This window comes from Roseovarius sp. MS2 (assembly GCF_051447875.1).
In the GTDB taxonomy this organism is placed as follows: domain Bacteria; phylum Pseudomonadota; class Alphaproteobacteria; order Rhodobacterales; family Rhodobacteraceae; genus Roseovarius; species Roseovarius mucosus_A.
This window is the reverse complement of the sequence record NZ_JBKHVF010000001.1, coordinates 97,667-121,136: the sequence shown is the minus strand read 5'-3', so window position 1 is coordinate 121,136 and position 23,470 is coordinate 97,667. Positions and strand designations below refer to the sequence as shown.

20 protein-coding genes and 1 riboswitch are annotated in these 23,470 nt (G+C 62.1%); of the genes, 17 read left to right on the top strand and 3 right to left on the bottom strand.

Going from position 1 to position 23,470, the window contains the following annotated elements; translation table 11 throughout:
- Positions 1–308: 308 nt before the first annotated feature.
- Together fabB and ACLGGT_RS00660 are read left to right on the top strand one after the other, a co-directional pair.
- The gene (fabB, locus tag ACLGGT_RS00665; RefSeq protein ID WP_008280426.1) at positions 309–1,538 is read left to right on the top strand and encodes a beta-ketoacyl-ACP synthase I; all 1,230 of its coding nucleotides are present in this window, start codon (positions 309–311) and stop codon (positions 1,536–1,538) included.
- A 6-nt stretch (positions 1,539–1,544) separates the two neighbouring features.
- Entirely contained in the window at positions 1,545–2,336 is a 792-nt protein-coding gene (locus ACLGGT_RS00660) for an enoyl-ACP reductase FabI (RefSeq protein WP_008280425.1), read from the top strand.
- A 41-nt stretch (positions 2,337–2,377) separates the two neighbouring features.
- Here the strand turns inward: ACLGGT_RS00660 and ACLGGT_RS00655 are convergent, their stop codons facing one another.
- Positions 2,378–3,169, bottom strand: coding sequence for a calcium-binding protein (locus tag ACLGGT_RS00655; protein ID WP_008280424.1), 792 nt, complete (start codon positions 3,167–3,169; stop codon positions 2,378–2,380).
- A 164-nt stretch (positions 3,170–3,333) separates the two neighbouring features.
- Here ACLGGT_RS00655 and ACLGGT_RS00650 point away from each other — a divergent pair, with 164 nt between their 5' ends.
- On the top strand, positions 3,334–3,645 hold the full coding sequence (locus ACLGGT_RS00650) for a hypothetical protein (RefSeq protein ID WP_422000494.1): 312 nt from the start codon (positions 3,334–3,336) through the stop codon (positions 3,643–3,645).
- A 65-nt stretch (positions 3,646–3,710) separates the two neighbouring features.
- Here the strand turns inward: ACLGGT_RS00650 and ACLGGT_RS00645 are convergent, their stop codons facing one another.
- Positions 3,711–4,586: a glycosyltransferase family 2 protein gene (locus tag ACLGGT_RS00645; protein WP_081506599.1), complete on the bottom strand. Its 876-nt coding sequence runs from the start codon at positions 4,584–4,586 to the stop codon at positions 3,711–3,713.
- A 114-nt stretch (positions 4,587–4,700) separates the two neighbouring features.
- On the opposite strand from ACLGGT_RS00645, the gene miaB reads away from it, so the two are divergent.
- The 9 genes from miaB to trmB all read left to right on the top strand — a co-directional run bounded on the left by miaB (position 4,701) and on the right by trmB (position 13,216).
- A complete protein-coding gene (miaB, locus tag ACLGGT_RS00640; protein ID WP_008280421.1) occupies positions 4,701–6,023 on the top strand; it encodes a tRNA (N6-isopentenyl adenosine(37)-C2)-methylthiotransferase MiaB in 1,323 nt (440 codons plus the stop codon).
- Positions 6,024–6,246: 223 nt separating this feature from the next.
- A complete protein-coding gene (locus tag ACLGGT_RS00635) occupies positions 6,247–6,786 on the top strand; it encodes an OmpA family protein (protein WP_008280420.1) in 540 nt (179 codons plus the stop codon).
- 12 nt (positions 6,787–6,798) lie between these two features.
- Positions 6,799–7,104, top strand: a complete 306-nt coding sequence (locus tag ACLGGT_RS00630) for a hypothetical protein (protein WP_037297429.1) — start codon at positions 6,799–6,801, stop codon at positions 7,102–7,104.
- A 226-nt stretch (positions 7,105–7,330) separates the two neighbouring features.
- Positions 7,331–8,263 (top strand): PhoH family protein, encoded by a 933-nt coding sequence (locus tag ACLGGT_RS00625; RefSeq protein ID WP_232279184.1) that lies wholly within the window; start codon positions 7,331–7,333, stop codon positions 8,261–8,263.
- 6 nt (positions 8,264–8,269) lie between these two features.
- Positions 8,270–8,758: an rRNA maturation RNase YbeY gene (gene ybeY, locus ACLGGT_RS00620; RefSeq protein ID WP_422000497.1), complete on the top strand. Its 489-nt coding sequence runs from the start codon at positions 8,270–8,272 to the stop codon at positions 8,756–8,758.
- A gap of 41 nt (positions 8,759–8,799) precedes the next feature.
- Positions 8,800–9,687: a hemolysin family protein gene (locus ACLGGT_RS00615; protein WP_081506596.1), complete on the top strand. Its 888-nt coding sequence runs from the start codon at positions 8,800–8,802 to the stop codon at positions 9,685–9,687.
- On the top strand, positions 9,680–11,200 hold the full coding sequence (lnt, locus tag ACLGGT_RS00610; RefSeq protein WP_437194817.1) for an apolipoprotein N-acyltransferase: 1,521 nt from the start codon (positions 9,680–9,682) through the stop codon (positions 11,198–11,200). Before ACLGGT_RS00615 ends, lnt begins: the two co-directional genes overlap by 8 nt.
- 38 nt (positions 11,201–11,238) lie before the next feature.
- Positions 11,239–11,286, top strand: a riboswitch (SAM-SAH riboswitch).
- 5 nt (positions 11,287–11,291) lie between these two features.
- A complete protein-coding gene (gene metK / locus ACLGGT_RS00605; RefSeq protein WP_437194816.1) occupies positions 11,292–12,458 on the top strand; it encodes a methionine adenosyltransferase in 1,167 nt (388 codons plus the stop codon).
- Between the two features lie 44 nt (positions 12,459–12,502).
- On the top strand, positions 12,503–13,216 hold the full coding sequence (gene trmB / locus ACLGGT_RS00600) for a tRNA (guanine(46)-N(7))-methyltransferase TrmB (RefSeq protein ID WP_008280412.1): 714 nt from the start codon (positions 12,503–12,505) through the stop codon (positions 13,214–13,216).
- Positions 13,217–13,252: 36 nt separating this feature from the next.
- Here the strand turns inward: trmB and argE are convergent, their stop codons facing one another.
- Entirely contained in the window at positions 13,253–14,416 is a 1,164-nt protein-coding gene (gene argE / locus ACLGGT_RS00595; protein ID WP_008280411.1) for an acetylornithine deacetylase, read from the bottom strand.
- 315 nt (positions 14,417–14,731) lie between these two features.
- Here argE and ACLGGT_RS00590 point away from each other — a divergent pair, with 315 nt between their 5' ends.
- From ACLGGT_RS00590 to ACLGGT_RS00570, 5 genes are all read left to right on the top strand, one after another.
- The gene (locus ACLGGT_RS00590) at positions 14,732–18,502 is read left to right on the top strand and encodes an Ig-like domain-containing protein (protein ID WP_437194815.1); all 3,771 of its coding nucleotides are present in this window, start codon (positions 14,732–14,734) and stop codon (positions 18,500–18,502) included.
- Positions 18,503–18,619: 117 nt separating this feature from the next.
- Positions 18,620–19,327, top strand: coding sequence for a TolC family protein (locus ACLGGT_RS00585; RefSeq protein WP_437194814.1), 708 nt, complete (start codon positions 18,620–18,622; stop codon positions 19,325–19,327).
- On the top strand, positions 19,324–19,884 hold the full coding sequence (locus ACLGGT_RS00580) for a TolC family protein (protein WP_437194813.1): 561 nt from the start codon (positions 19,324–19,326) through the stop codon (positions 19,882–19,884). Before ACLGGT_RS00585 ends, ACLGGT_RS00580 begins: the two co-directional genes overlap by 4 nt.
- Positions 19,881–22,097, top strand: coding sequence for an ATP-binding cassette domain-containing protein (locus tag ACLGGT_RS00575; RefSeq protein WP_437194811.1), 2,217 nt, complete (start codon positions 19,881–19,883; stop codon positions 22,095–22,097). Before ACLGGT_RS00580 ends, ACLGGT_RS00575 begins: the two co-directional genes overlap by 4 nt.
- A 1-nt stretch (position 22,098) precedes the next feature.
- Complete coding sequence (locus ACLGGT_RS00570) at positions 22,099–23,298, top strand: HlyD family type I secretion periplasmic adaptor subunit (protein ID WP_437194810.1); 1,200 nt, start codon at positions 22,099–22,101, stop codon at positions 23,296–23,298.
- Positions 23,299–23,470 lie beyond the last annotated feature (172 nt).

Below are 23,470 nucleotides of genomic sequence, written 5' to 3'. Positions count from 1 at the left end.
TGAATATGCGAGGCCCCGGATCAGGCCCTGTGCGGGCATCTGGCGCGTGTAATCTCTGTAAGGTTTGTCAGGGGATTATGTAAGGTCGCGCCCGCGTCTTGCGCGTTGCGCGGGCGGGCGGTTGTCGGAGGCTTAACCTTTGCGGGCGTGGGGGCGTTAACCTATGAAGCCCGCGCTTGCATATCTGGCCGGGCTTCTGCGCAAAGGGTGACCAGTGCGCGCGGTGTTGCGCGGATCGTCCCGCTAACCGCTTGCCCCTCAAGTCACGCTGTCTTACAGAGGCTGTAACAAAGCAGAGGGAGGCACCCATGCGTCGTGTCGTCGTCACAGGTCTGGGGATCGTCTCCAGCATTGGCAACAACGCCCAAGAGGTTCTGGCATCGCTCCGAGAGGGGCGCTCGGGCATCACCGCGAATGAGGCTATGGCCGAGCATGGCTTTCGCAGCCGGGTGGCCGGGGCGATCAAGCTCGATGTGACCGAGCATGTGGACAAGCGCGCGTTGCGGTTCATGGGGGGCGGGGCGGCCTATGCGCATATCGCCATGGCGCAGGCCATTGCGGATGCGGGGCTTGAGGAAAAAGACGTGATCAACCCACGCACCGGGGTTGTTGCGGGATCGGGCGGGCCGTCCACCAGTGCCATGCTGGCGGCGCATCAGGTGGCGTTGGACACCGGATCGACCAAGCGGATCGGGCCGTTTGCTGTGCCCAAGACCATGTGTTCGACGATTTCGGCCAATCTGGCGACGTCCTACAAGATCAAGGGTCTGAACTATTCGATCACCTCGGCCTGTTCCACAAGCCTGCATTGTATCGGCCATGCTGCAGAGCAGATCATGTTTGGCAAGCAGGATGTGATGTTTGCAGGTGGTGGAGAGGAATTGGATTGGTCGCTGTCGTGCCTCTTTGATGCGATGGGCGCGATGTCGTCCAAGTACAATGACACGCCCGAGACTGCGAGCCGGGCCTTTGACGTGGGGCGCGACGGGTTCGTGATCTCGGCGGGGGGCGGTATTGTCGTGCTGGAAGAGTTGGAGCGGGCGAAGGCGCGCGGGGCCAAGATCTATGCCGAAGTGACGGGCTATGGCGCGACGTCGGATGGGGCCGATATGGTGGCACCTTCGGGCGAGGGCGGCGAGCGCGCGATGCGGTTGGCGGTGGCGACACTGCCTGAGGGACGCCGCGTGAGCTATATCAACGCGCATGGCACCTCGACGCCTGTCGGCGATGTGGGCGAGGTTGAGGCGGTGCGCCGGGTCTTTGGGCAGGGCAGCACCCCGCCGATCAGTTCCACCAAGTCGATGACAGGGCATTCCCAAGGGGCCACCGGCGCGCAAGAGGCGATCTACTGCCTTTTGATGCTGGAAAACGATTTCATTGCCCCGTCGATCAATGTTGAGACGCTCGATCCGGCCCTTGATCCGGCCGAGATTGCAACGGTGCGGGTGGACAAGGCCGGGCTGGATACGGTGATGACGAATTCCTTTGGTTTTGGCGGCACCAATGGCTCGATGTTGCTGAGCAAATTTCACGGGTGAGATGAGATGACGATTGCGATGCAGGGCAAGCGCGGCCTGATCATGGGGGTGGCCAATGACCGCTCTATCGCTTGGGGCATTGCACGGGCGATGCATGCGGCGGGGGCGGAGCTGGCCTTTTCCTATCAGGGCGAGAATTTCGCCAAGCGGGTGGAGCCCTTGGCGGCGAGCGTTGGCTCTGACCTGCTGCTCGATGTCGATGTGACCGATGATGCCTCGCTTGATGCGGCCTTTGGGGCGCTGGCGGGGCGGTGGCCGACGATTGATTTCGTGGTGCATGCGGTGGCTTATTCCGACAAGTCGGAATTGACCGGGCGGTTCCTGAACACCAGCCGCGCCAATTTCAAGCATTCGCTGGAAATCTCGGCCTATTCTCTTATCGAGGTGGCACGGCGGGCCTATCCGATGATGAAGGATCAGGGCGGCTGTCTGCTGACCCTGACCTATCAAGGGTCGAACAAGGTTGTGCCGAATTACAACGTGATGGGCGTTGCCAAGGCGGCGCTGGAATCGGCGACGCGCTATTTGGCGAATGATCTGGGGCCGGATGGGATCCGCGTCAACGCGATCAGCCCCGGACCGATGAAAACGCTGGCAGGGGCCGCGATTGGCGGCGCGCGCAAGACGTTTCGCCATACCGAGCTGAATGCGCCGATGCGCGCCAATGCGACGCTCGAGGCTATTGGTGGCACGGCGGTTTATCTGGCGTCCGATGCGGGGGCCTGCACCAGCGGTGAGGTCATCCATGTTGATGGCGGCTATCACGTGCTGGGGATGCCGCAGGCCGAGAACCTCTGATCGGGGGCACGCCCCCGCCGGTGGCGGGAGCGCGCAAGGCGTCACAGGATGAAATCATCCGAGTCGAGCTGTGACAGGCTGAAATTGCGCAGGGTGAGTTCATGCGCGCCGAAGTCGAGCACGACATCGCTGCCCGAGATGCGGGCGGCGCTGAGCACATCATCGAAATCGTTGAGGCCGCTGATGCCGGTGAGGTCGATCTGATCATCGCCGGGCTCAAAATCGGTGATGACATCGCGCCCGAATTTGAAGACGAAAGTATCGGCCCCCACGCCGCCGGTCATCAGGTCATTGCCGTGGCCACCGTCGATGAAATCATTGCCCTCGCCACCCGAGAGCACGTCACGGCCACCGCCGCCACGCATCACATCATTGCCTTCGCCGCCAAAGAGGCGATCCGCGCCGGCCCCGGCGTTCATCACATCGTCGCCGGAACCGCCGTGCATCACGTCATTTCCGGTGCCACCGTTCATGGTGTCATTGCCTTCGCCGCCGAACATCCGGTCATTGCCGGTGCCGCCATCGAGGCGGTCGTTGCCTTCGCCTGCATCGAGCGTGTCGTCGCCATCCCCACCAAAGAGCCTGTCATCGCCGCTTTCATCGGTGAGGCGGTCATTGCCGAGGCCGCCCAAGAGCGTGTCTTCGCCCTTGCCGCCCGCGATGGTGTCATTGCCTGCACCACCGTCGAGGCGGTCGCCGTCGTCATTGCCATTGATGGCGTCATTGCCCCCGCCGCCAAAGATCGTATCGTTGCCGTCAAGGCCGGTGATTTGATCCGCAAAGGCGGTGCCGACCAAGCGGTCGGCGCTGTCGGTTCCTGTCAGTCGAGCCATGGTGCTGGTCCATTTTTAAGCGCCGCTCATGGGCGCGGTTGCGTTCCTATTCCCGGATCGCAGTGATCCGGGATGTCAGGTGAACGCTGGGCTGCGGGGTTTATTCCCGGGTCTGGCCGAATTCTTGCCACAGTCTTGCCATGTGGATTTGGAAGGTAGCGGGCATGACACATATCCGCCATTTTGCCGATCCCGCCGAAAGCAAAACCGCCGCCCGTGCGCGCCGCGCGCGGCGCTGGACATGGGTGGCAGGGGTCTCCTTGGGGATTTGTGGGCTGTTGGCGATATGGCAAGAGCGGGCGCTGGCACCGGGGGTGCATGACGGGATGCAGCGTCTGGTGGCGCAGGCGCAGGGCGTGATGGACGGCAACGAGGCCGTTCGTGCCCTGCTGGCCGGTGTGGATGGCGGCGTGGACGTGGCCAAGGATGCCGGGCTTGCGCCGCTCACCGCGCTGTTGCTGAGGGCGACAGAGTAAAGCGTTCTGGTGGATCGTTGAATGACCAGAACGCTTTGAATAGGTGCGTTCGCTTTTAGCCGTGCTTAGAACCATTGTCCCGGTTCCATCAGCCCCAGATCGAGCAATTGGCGCGAATGCCATTCGAACGGGATGGAGTTGCGCCATTTGAAGCTGTGGATGTCAAAGGTCGAGCCGGGGTTGCGCTTGAGCGCCTTGGCGGTACGAAAGGACACGATGGCGCTGGTAAGGTTGTGGTGCCACGGGCAGGCGTAGGTGTTGTATTCCTCGTCCGAGAAGGTGTGATCCTCGCGCAAGCTTAGTTCCGGTTTGGCGCGGAAAATCGCGATGCGGTCGATCTTGCGGCGTTTGGCGGGGATGTGTTCCTCGTAGCGCCAGCGCAGGCCGCCGTAGAAATCAAGCTGCCGTTCTCTGGGGTGGTTGTGGTTCTCGGGGTCGGGACGGGCGAGGGCGTAATAGCCGGACTTGTCCATATGCGCGGCCTCAAGGGACACGGCATCGGGATAGCGATCCAGATCGCCGGCGTAGAGGTCGATCACATAGGTCAGCATCGCATCGCGGCGTTCTTCGGTGTGAAAGGCCAGCATTTCACCCACGGTGCGGGTCTCGCAGAAGGGGTAGAACAGGTATTCGGCGTTGTAGCAGTAATACATCCAAAGGCCGGGGGCGGCGGCGATGACCGCATTCACGGCCTCGGTCAGGCTATCGCCGGAGGACAGATCATGGCGAATCCGGCTGAGGCCGGGTGCCTCGGCCACGTCGCGGGCCAAGGCGAAATTGTCGGGGGCAAAGAGCAGCACGGCGGCAAAGCCGGTGTCGAGATGGTGACGCAAGGTGGAGTTGAGTTCGCTTTCATCCTCGGCAAAGACCATGGCGATGGGCCCCTTGGCCAGCGCCTTGCCGGGGTTGGCGAGAAAGGTCTTGAGATCGGGGGCGGTCATGCGCGGCTTTACCCTTGGTTTTGGATGCAGAATCCGCCAAACGCAGAGGCATTGCAAGTGCCCTCTCCCCTGATGTAGTCAGACATCTTGAACCCAAGGGCGGAGGCCGGGCGCATGGCGGATGTGAAAAAGCTCTATATCAAGACCTATGGCTGTCAGATGAATGTCTATGACAGCGAGCGTATGGCCGAGGCCATGGGCGGGTCTGGGTATGTCGAGACGCAAGATCCGGCTGAGGCCGATATGATCCTGCTCAACACCTGTCATATCCGCGAGAAGGCGGCGGAAAAGGTCTATTCCGAACTGGGGCGGATGAAACAACTCAAGCTGGACAAGCCCGATTTGAAGATCGGGGTAACGGGCTGCGTGGCACAGGCCGAGGGTGAAGAGATCATGCGCCGTCAGCCGCTGGTCGATCTGGTGGTGGGGCCGCAGAGCTATCACCGTCTGCCCGAGATGGAGGCGCGGGTGCGCGCTGGGGAAAAGGCGCTCGATACCGAGTTTCCGATTGAGGATAAGTTTGACACGTTGCGGCACCGGCCAAAGGCGCGGCGCGGGCCAACAGCGTTTTTGACGGTGCAGGAAGGTTGCGACAAGTTCTGCGCGTTTTGCGTGGTGCCGTATACGCGCGGGGCCGAGGTAAGCCGCCCGGCGAGCCGCGTGCTGGAGGAGGCGCGTGATCTGGTCGAGCGCGGCGTGCGCGAGATCACGCTTTTGGGTCAGAACGTCAATGCCTACCACGGGGCCGGTGAGGGGGGCGATTGGGGCCTTGCGCGGCTTGTCTGGGCCTTGAGCGAGATTGACGGGCTGGAGCGTATACGGTTCACGACAAGCCATCCTAATGACATGGATGATGATCTGATTGCCGCGCATGGGGAGTGCGCGAAGCTGATGCCCTATCTGCATTTGCCGGTGCAATCCGGGTCTGACCGTATCCTTAAGCGGATGAACCGCAGCCATACCGCCGAAAGCTATCTGCGGCTGATCGAGCGCATCCGCGCGGCGCGGCCTGATATCCTGTTGTCGGGGGATTTCATCGTCGGGTTTCCCGAGGAAACGGATGCCGATTTTCAGGCGACGATGGAGTTGATCGAGGCGGTCAACTATGGGTCTGCGTTTTCGTTCAAATATTCCACCCGTCCCGGCACGCCCGCTGCCGAGCGTCCGCAGGTGCCCGAAGAGGTCAAAACCGAGAGGCTCTATCGTTTGCAAGAGCTGATCACCCGCCAGCAGCGCGCCGCACAAGATGCGATGGTCGGGCGCAGGGTTGGGGTGCTCTTTGAAAAGGCGGGGCGGATGCCGGGGCAAATGGTGGGCAAGTCGGATCATTTGCATGCGGTGCATGTCACGGGGGATGTCGCGATTGGCGATCTGCGTCAGGTCGAGATCATCGAGAGCGGCCCCAATTCATTGGCCGGGCGTTTGCTGTCCTCTTGATTCTTAGGCGATTTTCGTATGCTTTGGGTGAATTGTGGCCAGAGCGTGGCATTGTTTCCTTAAGGGACACAATATGTGGTGAAATTTGCTTCACTTTAAGCGAAGACTTGATACTATTTGACATGATTAAGTGGTTGGGGGCCTTTCTTTCGGCTTCTATCCGGGGGGCAATAAAAGGACTGGGGTCGTGACGAAAAGGATTTCGAATACGCTTCACGCGGTCATGCGGGGGGCGAGTGCCATTGCTCTTGGTGTCGCGGTGATGGCGAGTGGCGCATCCGCGCAGCAACAGCGGACTGTCGTCGGTGAGCGGTATATTCCAACTATCTGGGTGGACCCCGATGGGTGCGAACATTGGGTGATGGATGACGGGGCTGAGGGCTATATGAGCCCGCATGTGACGCGCCAAGGTATTCCGGTGTGTCGCGAGGTCAATCTCTGCGGCGTTGTCAACACCGACCAGCTTTTTGCAACGGACAGCGCGCGTATCCACGCCTCTGGGCAGCAGCGCCTGCGAGAGTTTTTCCAGCAGGCCGGGGCGGTATCCTATACCATCGTTGGCCATACCGACAGCCGCGCATCGGATGAGTACAACATGGACCTGTCGCTGCGGCGGGCGAATTCTGTTGCTGCGGTTGCCCGCAGCAGCGGCGCAAGCATCGCGGATGTCCGCGGCTATGGCGAGCGGGTGCCCAAGGCGTCGAACAACACCGCCGAGGGCATGGCGCAGAATCGCCGTGTCGAAATCCTGTGCTGGCGCTGAGGGGGCTGTGCAATGAAAACCTATAAATTAGCACTCGCCCTGCCTATCGTCGGGATGTTGGCTGCCTGTGACGCGGGGCCGGACAAGACGGTGGACCGCAATATCTTTGACCGCGGGCATCTGAGCCAGATGCAGGCCGGCATTTGGGTTGATCCCAACGGCTGTGACCATTGGATCATCGACGATGGCGTCGAGGGGTATCTGTCGCAGCGTTTGGACAAGTTCGGCAAGCCGGTCTGTTCGGGTGTCGCCCCGCCGACCGTGGCGACGGGCAATTTCAAAGGTGGCTCGACAAGTCTGATCGGCGATCCGATTTGATCGGGCTTGCCCGATATGCTGAACCAATGTGCGGGCCCGGTGTGGCCCGCATTTTTTTCGCCGGTTTTCACGGAATCGTGGCTGGCTGCTTGCGCAGGCGGCGGCATCTTGGCACTGTAAAGGGGAACCTCTGACCCCGTGGGAGATATGCTTGGGTAACAACGCGCCGCCCCCCGCCGCCGATCTGGGCACTTTGCAAGAGTCCGTGATCGAATTCCCCGACAACATGCTGCTGATTGACCTCTGCGGCGAATATGATCGAAACCTAGCCGAAATCGAGCGTAAGCTGGCGGTGCAGATTGTCCGGCGCGGCAATCACTTGTCGGTTTTGGGCGAGGATGGACCGGTGCGTGAAGCCTCGGGCGTGTTGCAGGCGCTGTATTCCCGGCTGGAGAGTGGGCGTGCGGTTGAGAGCGGCGATGTGGACCGCGAATTGCGCATGGGCGGATCGGAGGTCGAGACTGGCGCACATGCGGGTGATCAGCTTGAGATGTTCAAAAGCGGCCCGGTCGAGATCAAGACCCGCAAGAAATATGTGGAGCCGCGCACCGAGGCGCAGAAATCTTATGTGCGGTCGTTGTTTGCGCATGAGCTGGCGTTTGGCATCGGGCCTGCGGGCACCGGCAAGACCTATCTGGCGGTGGCTGTGGGGGTCAATATGTTCATCGAGGGGCATGTGGACCGCATCATCCTGAGCCGCCCGGCGGTCGAGGCGGGTGAAAAGCTGGGCTATTTGCCAGGGGATATGAAGGACAAGGTCGATCCCTATATGCAGCCGCTTTATGATGCGCTGAACGATTTTCTGCCCGCCAAGCAGGTGCAAAAGCTGATCGAAGAGAAAAAGATCGAGATTGCGCCCTTGGCGTTCATGCGCGGGCGCACGCTGTCGAATGCCTTTGTGGTGCTGGATGAGGCGCAGAATGCGACCTCGATGCAGATGAAGATGTTCCTGACGCGCTTGGGCGAAGGCAGCCGGATGGTGATCACTGGCGACCGCACGCAAATCGACCTGCCGCGCGGTGTTCCCTCGGGGCTTGCCGATGCGGAGCGGCTGTTGACGCGGATTCCGCAGATCAGTTTCAATTACTTCACGTCCAAGGATGTGGTGCGGCATCCGCTGGTGGCCGCGATCATCGAGGCCTATGAGGCGGAAGGTTAAGGCGCCATGCTGTGCGATGTGGTGATCGAGGACGACCGCTGGCAGGCGGCGGCGCTGGAGGATTTGGCCGAACGCGCCGCAAGAGCCACGCTGGAGCATCTGGCGATGGACCCCGAGGATTGGGAAATCAGCATTCTGGCCTGTGATGATGCGCGGATTGCTGTGCTGAACGAGGATTTCCGCGACAAGCCGCAGCCGACCAATGTGCTGAGTTGGCCCAGCGAAGAGAGGGCGGCGGAGGTGCCGGGGGTACGCCCTGCGCCCCCCATGCCTAGCCCCGATCCGGAGCTGGGGGATATCGCGATTGCCTGGGACACCTGTGTGCGTGAGGCGGCAGAGGGCGAAAAACCGCTGGCGGACCATGTGACGCATCTGATCGTTCATGCGGTGTTACATTTACTAGGCTATGATCACGTGCGTGACCAAGATGCCACTCTCATGGAAACAACTGAGGTGGAGATACTTGGCAAACTTGGGGTCAGTGACCCATATTAACCGTGCTGGGGCCCTGTGCCCCGTCACCTGGAAAGAGATGGATGGGCGAGAGTATCGACGGATCGTCTATGGCAGCGCAGAGCGCGCAGCCTGACGATGACAAGGAAACAGAGGAATCAGGCGGGTTTTTTCGCCGGATCCTTGGGGTTTTTTCCACGACTGATGAGGCCGAAGCGGCTGAGGATGAGCATCCGGCGCAAGCCAACGGCGTGCCGGGCATGGGCAATCTGCGGCATATGGCGGTCGAGGATGTGGCCATTCCAAAGGCCGATATCGTGTCGGTGCCCAATTCGATTTCCAAAGAAGACCTTGTGCATGTGTTTCGTGACAGCGGCATGTCGCGTCTTCCGGTCTATGAGGGAACCTTGGATTCGCCCATCGGCATGCTGCATCTCAAGGATTTTGCGCTGAAGCATGGGTTCAACGGCGAGACTGAGGAATTCAAGCTCGAGGATATGCTGCGCCCTCTGCTTTTTGTGCCGCCGTCGATGCCGATTGGTGTGCTTTTGCAGAAAATGCAGGCCGAGCGGCGGCATATGGCGCTGGTGATCGACGAATATGGCGGGGTGGACGGTCTTGTGACCATCGAGGACCTGATCGAACAGGTGGTGGGCGAGATCGAGGATGAGCACGACATCGACGAAGATCATTACTGGACGCAGGAAAAACCCGGCTGTTACGTGGCCCTTGCCAAGACCCCGCTTGAGGATTTCGAGGCCGAGATTGGGATGTCTCTGACCGAGGCGGACGAAGTCGATGAGGAAGAAATCGACACGCTGGGTGGTTTGGTCTTTATGTTGCTTGGCCGGGTGCCGGTGCGTGGCGAGGTGATCGAGCATCCCGCCGGGCCGGTGATCGAGGTGATGGAGGCCGACCCGCGGCGCATCAAACGTGTTCGCGTGCGTCTGCCCGAGGCAAAGAATGCCTGAAACAGGCCGGGCCGCGGCCCTGATTGATCGGGTTGCGGGCCTGTCGTGGCGCGGGCGTGTTCTGGTGTTGGGGGCGCTGGGGGCCGTGGCCGCGTTGGGGCAGGCGCCGGTCGGGGCATGGCCGCTGAGCATTCTGGCCTTTGCGCTGCTGTACGGGGTGTTCTTGCGCGCTGCGGGTGGACGGCAGGCGGCATGGATCGGCTGGGCCTTTGGCACCGGCTATTTTCTTCTTTCGCTCAACTGGATCATCGAGCCGTTTTTGGTCGATGTGGCGCGGCATGGCTGGATGGCCCCTTTTGCCCTGTTGGGATTATCCGGGGGGCTTGCGCTGTTTGCGGCGGCGGCCCTTGGGCTTGGGCGTTCCTTGGGCGGCGGTGCCTTGGGGTTTGTCGGGGGTCTGGGGCTGGTCGAACTGGCGCGGGGATATGTGCTGACGGGGTTTCCTTGGGCGCAGCCGGGGCATGTGTTGATCGACACGCCACTTTTGCATTGGGCCTCGTACCTTGGATCGCTTGGGTTGACGGCGCTGGTGCTGCTGGCGGCGGTGGCCTTGTGGATGGCACTGACGGGCGCGCGGGCAGGATTTGCTGCCTTGGGGGCTATGGCGCTTTTGTGGCCTCTCGGAGCGATGCTGACGCCTGACGCGGGGGCCGGGCCAGAGGCCGCGATAGTGCGGTTGATCCAGCCCAACGCGCCGCAGCATGAGAAATGGGACCCCGAAAAGATCCAAGGCTTCTTTGACCGCCAGTTGGCGTTTTCGGCGGCGGGCGATGGGCGGCCCGATCTGATCGTGTGGCCGGAAACGGCGGTGCCGGTGATGCTCGAGAATGCCGCGCGCACACTCGAGGTGATCTCGGACGCGGCGGGGGGCGTGCCGGTGGTGGTCGGCCTGCAACGCCGCGAGGAGCTGCGTCTTTTCAACACGCTGGCGCTGGTTGAGGCCGGGGGCAGTGTGGCGGCGGTTTATGACAAGCATCATCTGGTGCCGTTTGGCGAATACATGCCCTATGGGGATGTCTTGGCGCAGTGGGGTATTCACGGGATGGCCTCTAAGGACGGGCAGGGGTTCTCGTCTGGTCCGGGGGCACAGGTGATCGAGATGGGTGCGCTGGGGCGCGCGCTGCCGCTGATCTGCTACGAGGGGGTTTTCGCGCAGGATTTGCGGGCGGCACCGGGGCGGGCGGATTTCATCCTGCTCATCACCAATGACGCGTGGTTTGGCAAGTTTTCTGGCCCCTATCAGCATCTTGCGCAGGCGCGGTTGCGCAGTGTGGAATTTGGCCTGCCGATGATCCGGGTGGCCAACACCGGCGTTTCGGCAATGATTGACGCAGCCGGGCGGGTGACTGAGTCTTTGCCCTTGGGCGAGGCGGGGTGGCGCGATGCGGCGCTGCCGCCACCTTTGCCGCCCACGGTTTATGCGCGGCTGGGCGATGCGCCGATGCTGGCAATTTTCCTTGTTTTGCTGGGGCTGTCGCGGTTGGATCACAGGCGCAGGGCCGCGCGCATATAGGCATTGACGCAGGTTCTAGAGGGGCGTAACCACACGCTAATCCCCCACAACGGCTTCCTGGCGTGGCGGTGACATCAAATGGAGCAACTTCATGTCAAGACAGAATTACCTTTTCACTTCCGAATCCGTTTCGGAGGGGCATCCGGATAAAGTGTGTGACCGGATTTCCGACGCTATTCTTGATGCATTTCTGACCGAAGAAGCCAATGCGCGGGTCGCCTGTGAGACCTTTGCCACGACCAATTGCGTGGTTGTCGGCGGTGAGGTCGGGCTGAGTGATCAGTCGCGGCTCAAGGATTTCATGGGCCGGATTGACGGGATCGTGCGCGATTGCGTGCGCGACATCGGCTATGAGCAGGATGCCTTTCATTGGAATACTCTGAAATTGCAGAACCTGCTGCATCCGCAATCGGCGCATATCGCGCAGGGTGTGGACCGGGACGGGGCCGGGGATCAGGGCATCATGTTTGGCTATGCCGTGGATGAAACACCGGAATTCATGCCGGCACCGATCCTTTATTCGCATGCGATCCTCAAGCGGTTGGCGGAGGTGCGGAAATCCGGTGCCCAGCCGACGCTGGGGCCGGATGCCAAATCGCAGCTGACGTTGCGCTATGAGGGGGGTCGCCCGGTGGCGGTGACGCAACTTGTGCTTTCAACGCAGCATGCGGATGAGAGCCAAACCAGCGATGACATCCGCGCGATTGTAGAGCCCTATATCCGCGAGGTTCTGCCTGCAGGTTGGCTGAGCGATGAGACCGAGTGGCATGTGAACCCCACCGGCACCTTTGTGATCGGCGGGCCGGATGGGGATGCGGGCCTGACGGGGCGCAAGATCATCGTGGATACCTATGGTGGCGCGGCCCCGCATGGTGGTGGTGCGTTTTCGGGCAAAGATCCGACTAAGGTGGACCGTTCGGCGGCCTATGCCGCGCGCTATCTGGCCAAGAACGTGGTCGCGGCCGGTCTGGCGCAGCGCTGCACGCTGCAACTGAGCTATGCCATTGGTGTGGCCAAGCCGCTGTCGATCTATGTCGATACGCATGGCACCGGCCAAGTGCATGAAAGTGCCATTGAAAAGGCCGTGGCACAGTGCATGGACCTGACGCCGCGCGGTATTCGTGAGCATCTGTCGCTGACACGGCCGATCTATGCGCGCACCGCAGCCTATGGCCATTTCGGGCGTGCGCCCGAGGCCGATGGCGGCTTTAGCTGGGAGCGGACCGATCTGGTTGACGCTCTGAAAAAAGCTGTTTGATCAGAGGGCTGGCGCGTGATCTTCACGCGCCAGTTTAAGTTTGTATGAGCCAAGACAGACATCCGACAGGCGCGCCTTGGCGCAATTTTTATGGCCGCTTCAAGGGTAAGACCCTGCGGCCAAGCCAAGAGACCTATCTGGACGAAGATCTAGCGAAATTGTCACCGGGTGCCGTCGATTGGGATGTGAACCCCGAGCGGCAAGAAATTGATTTGCCGTCGCTTTTCGGCGACCGCGAGATCTGGCTTGAGATCGGGTTTGGCGGCGGCGAGCATATGGTGCATCAGGCCGCGCAAAATCCGCAGGTCGGGATCATCGGCTGTGAGCCGTTCATCAACGGTGTGGCGATGCTCTTGGGGAAAATCCGGGCGGCAGAGACACAGAATGTCGCGGTATATCCCGGCGATGTCCGCAATATGTTTGATGTTTTGCCCGAGGCGTCGGTGTCACGGGCGTTTTTGCTTTATCCTGATCCCTGGCCCAAGGCGCGCCACCACAGGCGGCGCTTTGTGACGCAAGAGCATCTGGAACCGCTGGCCAAGGTGTTGAAAAAGGGTGCGATTTTCCGTGTGGCCACGGATATTCCCGATTATGTGCGCCAGACCCTAGAGGAAGTGCCGCGCGCGGGCTTTGAGTGGCTGGCAGAGGGGCCTGCGGATTGGCGCAATCCTTGGGGGGATTGGATTTCGACGCGCTACGAGCAAAAGGCGCTGCGCGAAGGGCGCGTGCCGCATTACCTGACGTTTCGGCGGGTTTAAGCGCGGCGGCGCGCCGCGCAGATCAACGAGCGCCCCTCAGCGCCCAAGCCGATCGCCCAAGCGCCCCAACATGTCGAGACATTGCTGGAGTTGGTCGAGCGAGAGGTATTCGTCGGGCTTGTGCGCCTGATCAATCGAGCCGGGGCCGCAGACGACCGCCGACATGCCATAGCTTTGGAACAGCCCCGCCTCGGTGCCGAAGGGCACGAGATCTGCGCCATTGGCGCCGGTGAGTTCCATCATGATATCGCGGGCTTCGTTCAGATCGGTGGGTTCGAGCCCGTCCACCTCGCCGATGATTTCGGTGACGACGCTGGCATCGGGGCAAATCTCGCGCATGCGGGGGAGCAGCATTTCTTCGCAATAGCGGCGCAGGTCCTCTTTGACGAAATTGGCATCGGCGGCCTGAACGGGGCGCATCTCCCATTCAATGGTGGCGTTGGAGGCGATGACGTTATGCGCCACGCCGCCCTTGAGCGAGCCGGTGTTGATTGTGGTCCAAGGCGGATCGAAGCGGCTGTCTTTGGGGGCGCGGGCGCGCAGCGCCTCTTTGAGTTCCAGAAGGCGGTTGACGTAGCGCACCGCGTATTCCACCGCGTTCACGCCCCGGTCCGGGGCAGAGCCGTGCCCGGCCAAACCGCAGAAATGGGTGGTGTATTCATAGCAGCCCTTGTGCCCTTCGATCACGCGCATCATCGTGGGTTCGCCGATGATGGCCACGCCGGGGCGCAGGTTGCGGGCGCGCAGGCTTTCGACCAAGGCCTGCGCACCGAAACAGCCGACTTCCTCGTCATAGGTGAAGGCAAAGTGAATGGGACGGTCGCGCACCCGCTCTGCGAAATAGGGGGCCATGGCGGTGGCCGCCGCGATAAAGCCTTTCATGTCGCAGGTGCCGCGCCCATAGAGCCGTCCCTCGTGTTCGGTCAGTTCGAACGGGTCTGAGGCCCAATCCTGTTCGGCCACCGGCACCACATCGGAATGGCCTGACAGCACGATGCCGCCGTCCACCTCTGGCCCGATGGTGGCAAAGAGATTGGCCTTGTGGCCGATATCGTCGTGAAAGATGTCGACGCGCGCGCCTGCGGATTCGAGGCGGTGCCCGAGATAGGCGATCATGTCGAGATTGCTGAGTTCGGAAATCGTGGGAAACGCGATCAACTCGCGCAGGAGGCCAACGGTATCGGAAAGCTGAGTGGTCACGGGGAAGGGTCCTGTGATGGCAAAATGAACAACTGCCCGACAGTGTGGATCGCCGCGCGGCCCGTCAACCCCCCGTCTTGGAGCAGCCTGCGCTATGTCCGGTTTGATTGTGTTGTGGGGTTTCTGATCGTCTCAGCCGTGTGGTGGGGCGTGCCCAAAGAGACTCAGTCTGTCCATATCTATGGAAAAGCGGCGTATTTTGGGGGGGCGGGATCAAAAACATCTAGCGATTGCGGCGGAAAAAAGATAATTAAGACACAATAAAACAAATCGGCACACCAAAGTGCCGAACCCTGAGGTCAGAGTGGTGGTGTTATGAAAGCGATTGATTTTGTCGCTCGCACAGATGCGGGCAATTCGCAGCGTGGGTCAATTCCGGGGCAAGATGGCGTAAGCATCATTCCGGCGGGCAACGGACAAGAAATTTCTCTTAATCTTCGGCAAATGGACATTCAGGGTTATGCCCGAGATGGCTCTAACCTTGTGATCAACCTGTCAGATGGCAGGGTGGTTGTGCTGGAGGGATATTACTCCGCAACCGGGGCGCCTGTGAGCCGGCTGTTCATCAGCGCCGACGGTTATCTCAATGAGGTGACGCTGAGCGAGGGCGGCGATGGGCCGGTCTATGCACAGTATGGCCCGACCGAAAATTGGGCCAAATGGAGCCCGGATGAAGAGCTGATCTTTTTGGGCGGCAACGAGGTGACGGGGCCGGTCGAGGATGACGAAGTGTCAATGCTGGGGGCGGCCTTTTTGGGGGGCGGTGGTCTCTTGGGGTTGGGCGGCGTCGGGGCTGCGGGGGCTGCGGCAGCGGTTGTCGCCGGTAGCGGTGGCGGCGATGGTGGCGGTGGCCGCGGTCGGATCGAGCCCACGGTCAATGAGGATGGCACGATCACGATTGGCGGGGATCAGGATGATCCCAAGATCACAATCACCGGCGATGCCGAACCGGGATCCGAGGTGGATGTGACCATCGGCGATCAGACGGTCACCACTGAGGCTGACGAAGACGGGAAATGGGAGGTCGTGTTCGAAGACGAGACCTTCCCCGAAGATGGCGAGCATGATGTGGTTGTCGTCGTCACAGAGCCTGACGGCACCGAGACCACGCTAGAAGGGCCGGTGGTGGTGATCGACACCACCCCGCCCGAGGTGGTGATCGAGGATGGTGTGGTGTCGACCGACGATATCGTCAATGCCGACGACTATGAGGACGGCATCGAGATCACCGGCAGCGGCGAGCCGGGGGCCGAGATTTCCGTTGTGATCGAGGGTGTCACCGAAACCACGGTCATCGGTGAGGATGGTCAGTGGGAGGTGGTGTTTGATCCTGCCGATATTCCCGGGGGCGAGCGCGAGGTGGCGGTGGTGATCACCGCGACGGATGCGTTTGGCAATTCGACCGTGGTCACGGATGTTGTAGCCATTGATACGGTGCCGCATCCGATTGTGATCAACGCGTCTGAGGTTGGGGGCGATGGTGTTGTCAATCTGGTGGAAGAGGGGGCCGGTGTGGCAATCACCGGCAGTTCGACGCCGGGGGCCACTGTCACGGTGACGGTCGAGGGTGTATCCCGCGATGTGCTCGTGGGCGAAGATGGCACCTGGCGAGCAGAATTTGATCCGGGCACCTTGCCCGGTGGGCAATATGAGACTGTGGTGACGGCAACCACTGTTGATGCGGCGGGCAATGCCAGCAGCACCACAGGGACATTCCGCGTTGACACTGAAGTGCGCGATTTCGGCATGACCGGTGCGCCCGGTGGGGCCGATGGTGTGATCAACGCCGCTGAGCAGGGCGATGGCTTTACGATGAGCGGCACGGTCGAGCCGGGCTCGACGGTGCGCCTGACCTTTGGCACGGCGGTGGTGGATGCCGTGGTGGCGGCGGATGGCCGCTGGACCGCGACCTTTACGGGCGCGCAGATTGCGGGCGGCACCTATACCGGTGATATCGTGGCGGTCGCCACGGATGCCGCAGGCAACGTCAGCGAATTGCGCCAAGCGGTGAGTGTGGATACCGAGGCCAATGATCTGAGCCTTGCGACCGATACGGTCGGGGGCGACGGCACGGTGAACCTTGTCGAAACGGGCGGGCAGGTGGCGATCACCGGCACTGCCACGCCGGGGGCGACAGTGACCGTCACATTCGCAGGCGTGACGCAGGATGTGGTTGCCAATGCGTCGGGCGCTTGGGTGGCCACTGTCGCGGGCAGCGCGCTGGCGGCGGGAACCTATGATGCGCCGGTCACGGCCGTATCTGTCGATGCAGCGGGCAATCGCGCCGATGTAAGCGGTTCGGTGCTTGTTGACACCGAAGTGCGCGATTTCGGCATGACCGGCACGCCCGGTGGGGCCGATGGTGTGATCAACGCTGCTGAGCAGGGCGATGGCTTTACGATGAGTGGCACGGTCGAGCCGGGCTCGACGGTGCGCCTGACCTTTGGCACGGCGGTGGTGGATGCGGCGGTGGCGGCGGATGGCCGCTGGACCGCGACATTCACCGGCGCGCAGATCGCGGGCGGCACCTATACCGGTGATATCGTGGCGGTCGCCACGGATGCCGCAGGCAACGTTAGCGAATTGCGTCAAGCGGTCAGTGTGGATACTGAGGCCGGTCTTTTGACGCTGAACGCGGGGGCGATTGGTGGCGACGGCGTGATCAATGGGGCCGAGGCGGATGCCGGCGTGCTGGTCACCGGCACGGCTGATGCCGGGGCAACCGTGATTGTCAGCCTCGACGGTGTTGAGCATACGGTGCAGGCCGATGGCGCAGGTCGTTGGCAGAGCCGCTATGAAAGCGCCGAGATCACGCGCGGCACGCATGTGCCCGAGGTGAGCGCGCGCACGGTCGATGCGGCAGGCAATCCGACCGAGGTCGAGGCGACGGTGCGCGTGGATACGCAGGTCGACAACCTTAGCCTCAGCGATCTGAACCTTGCGATTGGGGCCGATGGGCGCGATGTCATCAATAATGACATCGCGACGGGTGGTTTCAACGTCACCGGCACGATCGAGCCGGGCAGCCGGGTATTTGTCACCATCGACGGGGTGCAGCACGAGGCGCAGGTGGCGGCCAATGGAAATTGGGTGGCACGCTTTGGCCCCAATGAGATTGCACCCGGCGAGCGCGACGTTGCGTTGCGGGTCGATGTGACCGATCCGGCGGGCAATATCGCATTCCTCACCGATACGGTGCGGGTCGATACCTTGGTCAATGAGCTGAGCCAGGATGGGCCGGTCACGCCAGACAACATCATCAACATCTCTGAGGCGGCAGCAGGTGTCACCCTGACCGGGCAGGTGGAGCCGGGATCAAGCGCCGAGGTGCGGGTTTTTGGTCGGACCTATCAGGCGGTGGTCGATGCGGCAGGCAACTGGTCTGTGAGCTTGCCCACTGCGGATATTCCCCGGCAGGATGGTCAAGCCCCGATGGTGGTTTTTGCGACCGACGGGGCAGGCAATACGCGTCAGATCACGAGCAGCCTGACGCTGGATATGGTCGCGCCTGAGACGCCGGGGATCGTGGGCTATTTCCGGCAGGGCGACGGCTATCGCAATGCCACGGTGGAAACGAGCGCGGACGATGTGAGTATTCATCAGGTCGATGCGGGCGGCAATGTGCGCGAATTGGCACTGGGTGAGCAGGCCAACCAATTCACCGGCGAGACGGATTACTTCTTTCTCAACGGGGCAGGCCAGTTGGCACCGGTATCGGATGGCTCGCAATTGGTGGTGACGAGCACAGATACCGGGGGCAATACCGCAAGCACCTATGTCGTACTGGATGAGACCAGCACATCGGTTGTGAACATCGCCAATCCCAATCTTAGCGCCTTTGACATCGAGACGATTGATCTGCGGTTTGGCGATCAGGCGCAATTGAGCCTGACCGAAGCACAGGTTCTGGCGCTTTCGGGCAATAGCGATACGGTTCTGGTTCAAGGGGGCGCGGATGACCGCGTGACGCTGACCGGGGCCGAGGCCGCAGGCCGCACACAGATCGACGGTCAGACCTATGACATCTACACGCTGGGCAATGATGCCACGGTCGTGGTGGATGAGGATATCCAGATCGTCACCTGATGCCGGACAGGGACGCGCGCCCGTGCCGGGGTGCGCGTCTCCAAAGACAAGGCCGGAACGGTCGGAGGACTATGTATGGGGACTGTAACGAGGGGTTTTTTGCTTGCGGGGGTCTGTTTGGCGCTTGCAGGGTGTTGGCGCGACGACGGTAGCGATGCCGAAGTGTCACGCGCCGCCGCAGGGCCAGACCTTCGCCCGGATGAGGTGGCGCGGGCCAAAGAGGCCGCAGGTTCCGAGATCATCCGCGATTTGCAGGCGCGCCGATCGGTTTTGGCGTCGGGCAGCAGTTTTGATCAGGTCGCTGGATCGGTTTTGGCCGCCTATAGCCGCAGTGCCGAAGCGGATTTGCTGAGTGCGCGGTTGCGCGCCGAGGCGGCATCCAAGAACTGGTTGCCGCGCGTTGGGCCCAATATCAGCCTGACCAGTCTGAGCGATCTGGTCAGCCAGTTGATCGTCGAGCAGGTGTTGTTCGACAACGGCCGCAAAAAGGCGGAGCGCGATTTTGCCAAGGCCGATGTCGAGGTGGCCGCCGTGACGCTGGCCGAGGATGTGAACGGGCGCGTGTTCGAGGCGCTCTCGCTCTATCTGGATGCAGCACAGGCGCGCGAGCGGCTGGTGCTGGAACGGCGCACGCTGGAGGATATGAGCCATTTTGAATGGATCATGTCGGAGCGGGTCAAGGGCGGCGTATCGGATATGTCTGACCTCAATATCCTGCGCTCGCGTCTGGCGGAAATCCGCGAGGTGATGGCTGGGCAGCAAGAGGCCGAAGCCACGGCGCTGGCAGAATTGAACGCCATGGCGGCGCGGCCCCTTGGGGGGTGACGGGCCTGTCGGAGGTGCCGGTTGACGCGGGGTCTGTGCAATCCTTGGACGTTCTGCGCGCCATGGCCGAGGCCGAACGCGACACCGCTGAGGCGGTGATGGCGCGGGCGGGTTTCTTGCCCGGATTGACGGCGGGGGGCACGGTTGGCAATGGCGACACGAGTTTTGGGCTGAACCTGCGGTCCGAACAATTGCTGGGTTTGGGCACCGGGGCGCAATTGAAGGCGGTGGACGCCGATAAAGAAGCCGCCAAGCGCCGCCGCGCGCAGGCGGATGAGGATAGCAACCGGGTTGTGCAGCGGCTGGAGGGGCAGTTGAGCGCCCTGTCGCGGCAGGTGGGCGAGGCAAGCACGCTGCGCGATACTGCCAAGGCGAATCTTGATCTTTTCCAAGCGCAATACGATGCCGGGCAGCGTGATGTCATGGATGTGGTTGGTGTCTATGAGACCTTTGCCCAGCGGCAAGCGCGCGCGCTGGCCCTGAAATACGAGCTGGCGCTGGCGCGGCTGGAACTGGCGCGGCATTTGGGCGTGCTGGCGGAGGGGAGCCGGATTTGACCAAGGCCCCCGTCGCCCTGACGATCACGACCGGCGCGCGCGGGGGTGAGGCAAGTGGCCCACAACCTGCGCCAGCGCGGTTTGGTGAGCGGGTTGTGGCGCGGGCGAAACTGGGGGTGGCCTATGCCGCGCTTTTGGGTATCGAAGCGGTCGAGCGCGATATTCTGGAGGCGATGATCGCCAGCAAGGCGGGGGGTGGCCCTACTGACCAGCCGCAACCGCGCGCCCTGGCCGATGGGTTGGAGGCGGCGGGGCTGATGGCGCGGGTCGAGCCGGTGGCGCATCCGCATCCCGATCAATGGCCGGCGCTGGCGCAGATGACGAGCGGGCAATTCGTGCTGGTGCTGTCACAGGCGGGCAGCGTGTTGACGATCCACGACACCACCTGCGCCGATCAGCGCGCCGAGGTGCCGCTGGCCGAGTTCGAGCCGTTCTTTACCGGCCTTGTGGTGCGGGCCGATGCCCCGGTGCAAAGCCTGAGCCGCGCGCATGATGCGCCCGAGGCCGCGCCGCATTGGTTCTGGAGCCAGTTTGCCGGGTTCCGGCGGCATATCGCAGAAGTGGCGCTTGGCTCTTTCGTGGCCAATATTCTGGCGGTGGCGGTCGCGCTTTTTGCGCTTCAGGTTTACGACCGGGTGATCCCGCATCAATCCGAGGCGACGCTGTGGGTATTGGCGGCGGGGGCTGGTCTTGCGCTGGTGATGGAAGCCGCGCTGAAAATTGCGCGGGCGCAGTTGATGGACGGGGCCGGGCGGCAGATCGAACTCAATGTGCAGCGAATTCTGATGGACCGTATTCTTGGGATGCGGTCCGAGATTGCGAGCAAGAGCCCGTCGCAGATATTCTCGGCGATGCGGGAATTCGGATCAGTGCGTGAATTCTTTACCGCCTCGACCATTGGCACGCTGACGGATTTGCCGTTCATCGTGGTGTTTCTGGCGCTGGTGGCGTCGATTGCGGGCAATGTGGTTTGGGTCTTGATACTGGGCGGGGTGATCATGGTTCTGCCCGGTTTCCTGCTGCAACGCCGGATGATGCGGCTGACGCAAGAGATGCAGGGGGCGAGCGCGCGGGGGGCGCGGCTGTTGCATGAGGCGATATTCGAGTTGGATACGCTCAAGACGCAGCGCGCCGAGGACCGGTTTCGCCGGATTTGGGGCGAGTTGACGGCGCTTCAGGCGATCAAGTCGAGCGAGCAGCGGCGGCTGGGATCAGTGCTGAGTTTCTGGGCGCAGGCGGTGCAGCAGGCGACCTATATCGTGGCGGTGATCCTTGGCTCTTATCTGGTGTTCGCGGGCGAATTTACTGTGGGTTCGATCATCGCCGTGGGGATTCTGACCAGCCGCACACTGGGGCCGCTGACGCAGCTTTCGAGCACGCTGGCACGCTGGGGCAATGTGAAATCGGCGCTGGTGGGGCTGGATGCGATTGCGCTGGCGGATCAGGACGAGGGCGAGGGGCGCAGCTATTTGCGGCGCACGGCGTTGACCGGCGCCTATGAGCTGCGCGAGGTGCAGTTTGCCTATGACGCAGGCGGTGCGCCGGTGCTGGATATTCCGGGGTTGATCATTCAACCCGGTCAGGTGGTGGCGGTGCTGGGCACCAACGGGTCTGGAAAATCGACCTTTCTCAAGCTCTTGTCGGGCCTTTATGCCCCAAGCCGGGGGCGATTGATGCTGGATGGCACCGATATGGGGCAGATCGCGCCGCGCGATTTGCGGCGGATGATCGGCTATCTGGGACAGGATGTGCGGCTGTTCACCGGCAGCCTGCGCGAGAACCTGAACTTGACCTTGCTGGAGCGCGATGACGCGCGGTTGATGCAGGCGCTGGATTTTGCCGGTTTGGGGCCCTTTGTGCGCGGGCATCCCAAGGGGTTGGACCTAGAGATACTGGACGGCGGTCAAGGGCTGAGCCAAGGGCAGCGGCAGAGCATTGGCTGGGCGCGGCTATGGTTGCAGGACCCGGCGGTGTGCCTGTTGGACGAGCCGACGGCGGCGCTGGATCAGACGCTGGAGCGCACGCTGGTCAGCCGGTTGGAGACATGGCTGAAGGGGCGCACGGCGGTGATCGCGACGCACCGGATGCCGATCCTGAGCCTGACAAGCCGGACACTTATTCTGCAAGCCGGGCGGATGGCGGTGGACGGGCCGCGCGATCAGGTGCTGGCGCATCTGGCGCAGGCGGCAGGCACCGGGCCGGGAGGGGCATGAGATGAGCGACGTTGGCGCGCGCAGTACGGCCAGCATTCTGGCGGAATTGAACGGGAGCTTGCGCGGGCCGAGCCTGATGGTTTGGCTTTGTGCGGCGAGCGTGTGGATTTTCATCCTCTGGGCGGCGTTTGCCTGGATCGACGAGATCGTGCGCGCGCCGGGCGAGTTTATTTCCACCTCGCGGCCGCAGATCATCCAGAATCTTGAAGGGGGTATTCTGGCGGAATTGCTGGTGCAGGAGGGGGATGTGGTGGCGCGCGGCGATGTTCTGGCGCGGCTGCACGATACGCGGTTCAATTCCGAAGTGGCGGATCTCCAGGACCAGATCGCGGGGCTTGAGGTGCGGCAACTGCGGCTTGAGGCGGAATTGGCGGGGCAGTTCGATTTTACGGTGCCCGACGGGCTGGCGGGGCAGGCGGGGGAAATGGTCGCCTCGGAGCGCGCGCTTTTGAAGGCGCGGCAAGAGGATTTCGTCAAGCGCAGCGAAGGGGCCAAGCGCGTGATGCAGCAATCCGCCGAGGAAAAGCGGCTGTTGGAAGGATTGCTGGAGAAAAAGATCGTTGCGCTGATTGAGGTTACGCGCGCCCGCAAGGCGCATGCGGATGCCGAGAAACGCTATGATGAGATCATCACCCAAGCCGAGTTGGAGCGGGCAGAGGCCTATTCCGAGACCCTCAAGGAATTGGCGACGCTGCGCCAGAATTTGCGGGCCAGTCAGGATCAGTTGAACCGGACGGTGCTGCTGAGCCCATTGCGCGGGGTGGTCAACAATCTGAGCGTGACGACGATTGGCGGTGTGGTGCGCCCCGGCGAAGAGATTCTGGAGATCATCCCGCTGGATGAAGAGATGTTTGTCGAGGCACGGGTCGAGCCACGCAATATCGCCAATATCCGGCGCGGGCAGGAGGCGACGATCAAACTGACCGCCTATGACTATACGATTTATGGCACGCTAAAGGGCCGGGTGGATTTCATTTCCGCCGATACGTTCAAGGATGAGCGGGCGCGTGAGGCGGATGGTGATCCGCATTACAAAGTATCGCTGCGGGTGGATATGAGCGCGCTGACACCCCGGCAGGCGGGGATAGAGATCAGGCCCGGTATGCAGGCCGAGGTGGAGTTGCACACGGGCGAAAAGACCGTGCTGCAGTACTTGCTGAAACCGCTCTACAAGAGCCAACAGGCGCTGCGCGAGCCGTAAGGCACGTTGCGTCTGATCGGGGGCATATCGCCCCGGTCCCCGAGCCGGGGCTACGACGCTGCCTCTGAGAGGTCCCGGGTCAAGCCCGGGACGGGGGGGGCGATGGGGCGCAACACGCCATAGAGGCAGGGCAATGGGCATGAAAAAGGCGGCGATGGCACGGGGCCACGCC

Coding starts and splice junctions, on each gene's coding strand:
- fabB (WP_008280426.1), top strand. CDS start 309: ATGCGTCGTGTCGTCGTCACAGGTCTGGGGATCGTCTCCAGCATTGGC.
- ACLGGT_RS00660 (WP_008280425.1), top strand. CDS start 1,545: ATGACGATTGCGATGCAGGGCAAGCGCGGCCTGATCATGGGGGTGGCC.
- ACLGGT_RS00655 (WP_008280424.1), bottom strand. CDS start 3,169: ATGGCTCGACTGACAGGAACCGACAGCGCCGACCGCTTGGTCGGCACC.
- ACLGGT_RS00650 (WP_422000494.1), top strand. CDS start 3,334: ATGACACATATCCGCCATTTTGCCGATCCCGCCGAAAGCAAAACCGCC.
- ACLGGT_RS00645 (WP_081506599.1), bottom strand. CDS start 4,586: ATGACCGCCCCCGATCTCAAGACCTTTCTCGCCAACCCCGGCAAGGCG.
- miaB (WP_008280421.1), top strand. CDS start 4,701: ATGGCGGATGTGAAAAAGCTCTATATCAAGACCTATGGCTGTCAGATG.
- ACLGGT_RS00635 (WP_008280420.1), top strand. CDS start 6,247: ATGCGGGGGGCGAGTGCCATTGCTCTTGGTGTCGCGGTGATGGCGAGT.
- ACLGGT_RS00630 (WP_037297429.1), top strand. CDS start 6,799: ATGAAAACCTATAAATTAGCACTCGCCCTGCCTATCGTCGGGATGTTG.
- ACLGGT_RS00625 (WP_232279184.1), top strand. CDS start 7,331: ATGCTGCTGATTGACCTCTGCGGCGAATATGATCGAAACCTAGCCGAA.
- ybeY (WP_422000497.1), top strand. CDS start 8,270: ATGCTGTGCGATGTGGTGATCGAGGACGACCGCTGGCAGGCGGCGGCG.
- ACLGGT_RS00615 (WP_081506596.1), top strand. CDS start 8,800: ATGGGCGAGAGTATCGACGGATCGTCTATGGCAGCGCAGAGCGCGCAG.
- lnt (WP_437194817.1), top strand. CDS start 9,680: ATGCCTGAAACAGGCCGGGCCGCGGCCCTGATTGATCGGGTTGCGGGC.
- metK (WP_437194816.1), top strand. CDS start 11,292: ATGTCAAGACAGAATTACCTTTTCACTTCCGAATCCGTTTCGGAGGGG.
- trmB (WP_008280412.1), top strand. CDS start 12,503: ATGAGCCAAGACAGACATCCGACAGGCGCGCCTTGGCGCAATTTTTAT.
- ACLGGT_RS00590 (WP_437194815.1), top strand. CDS start 14,732: ATGAAAGCGATTGATTTTGTCGCTCGCACAGATGCGGGCAATTCGCAG.
- ACLGGT_RS00570 (WP_437194810.1), top strand. CDS start 22,099: ATGAGCGACGTTGGCGCGCGCAGTACGGCCAGCATTCTGGCGGAATTG.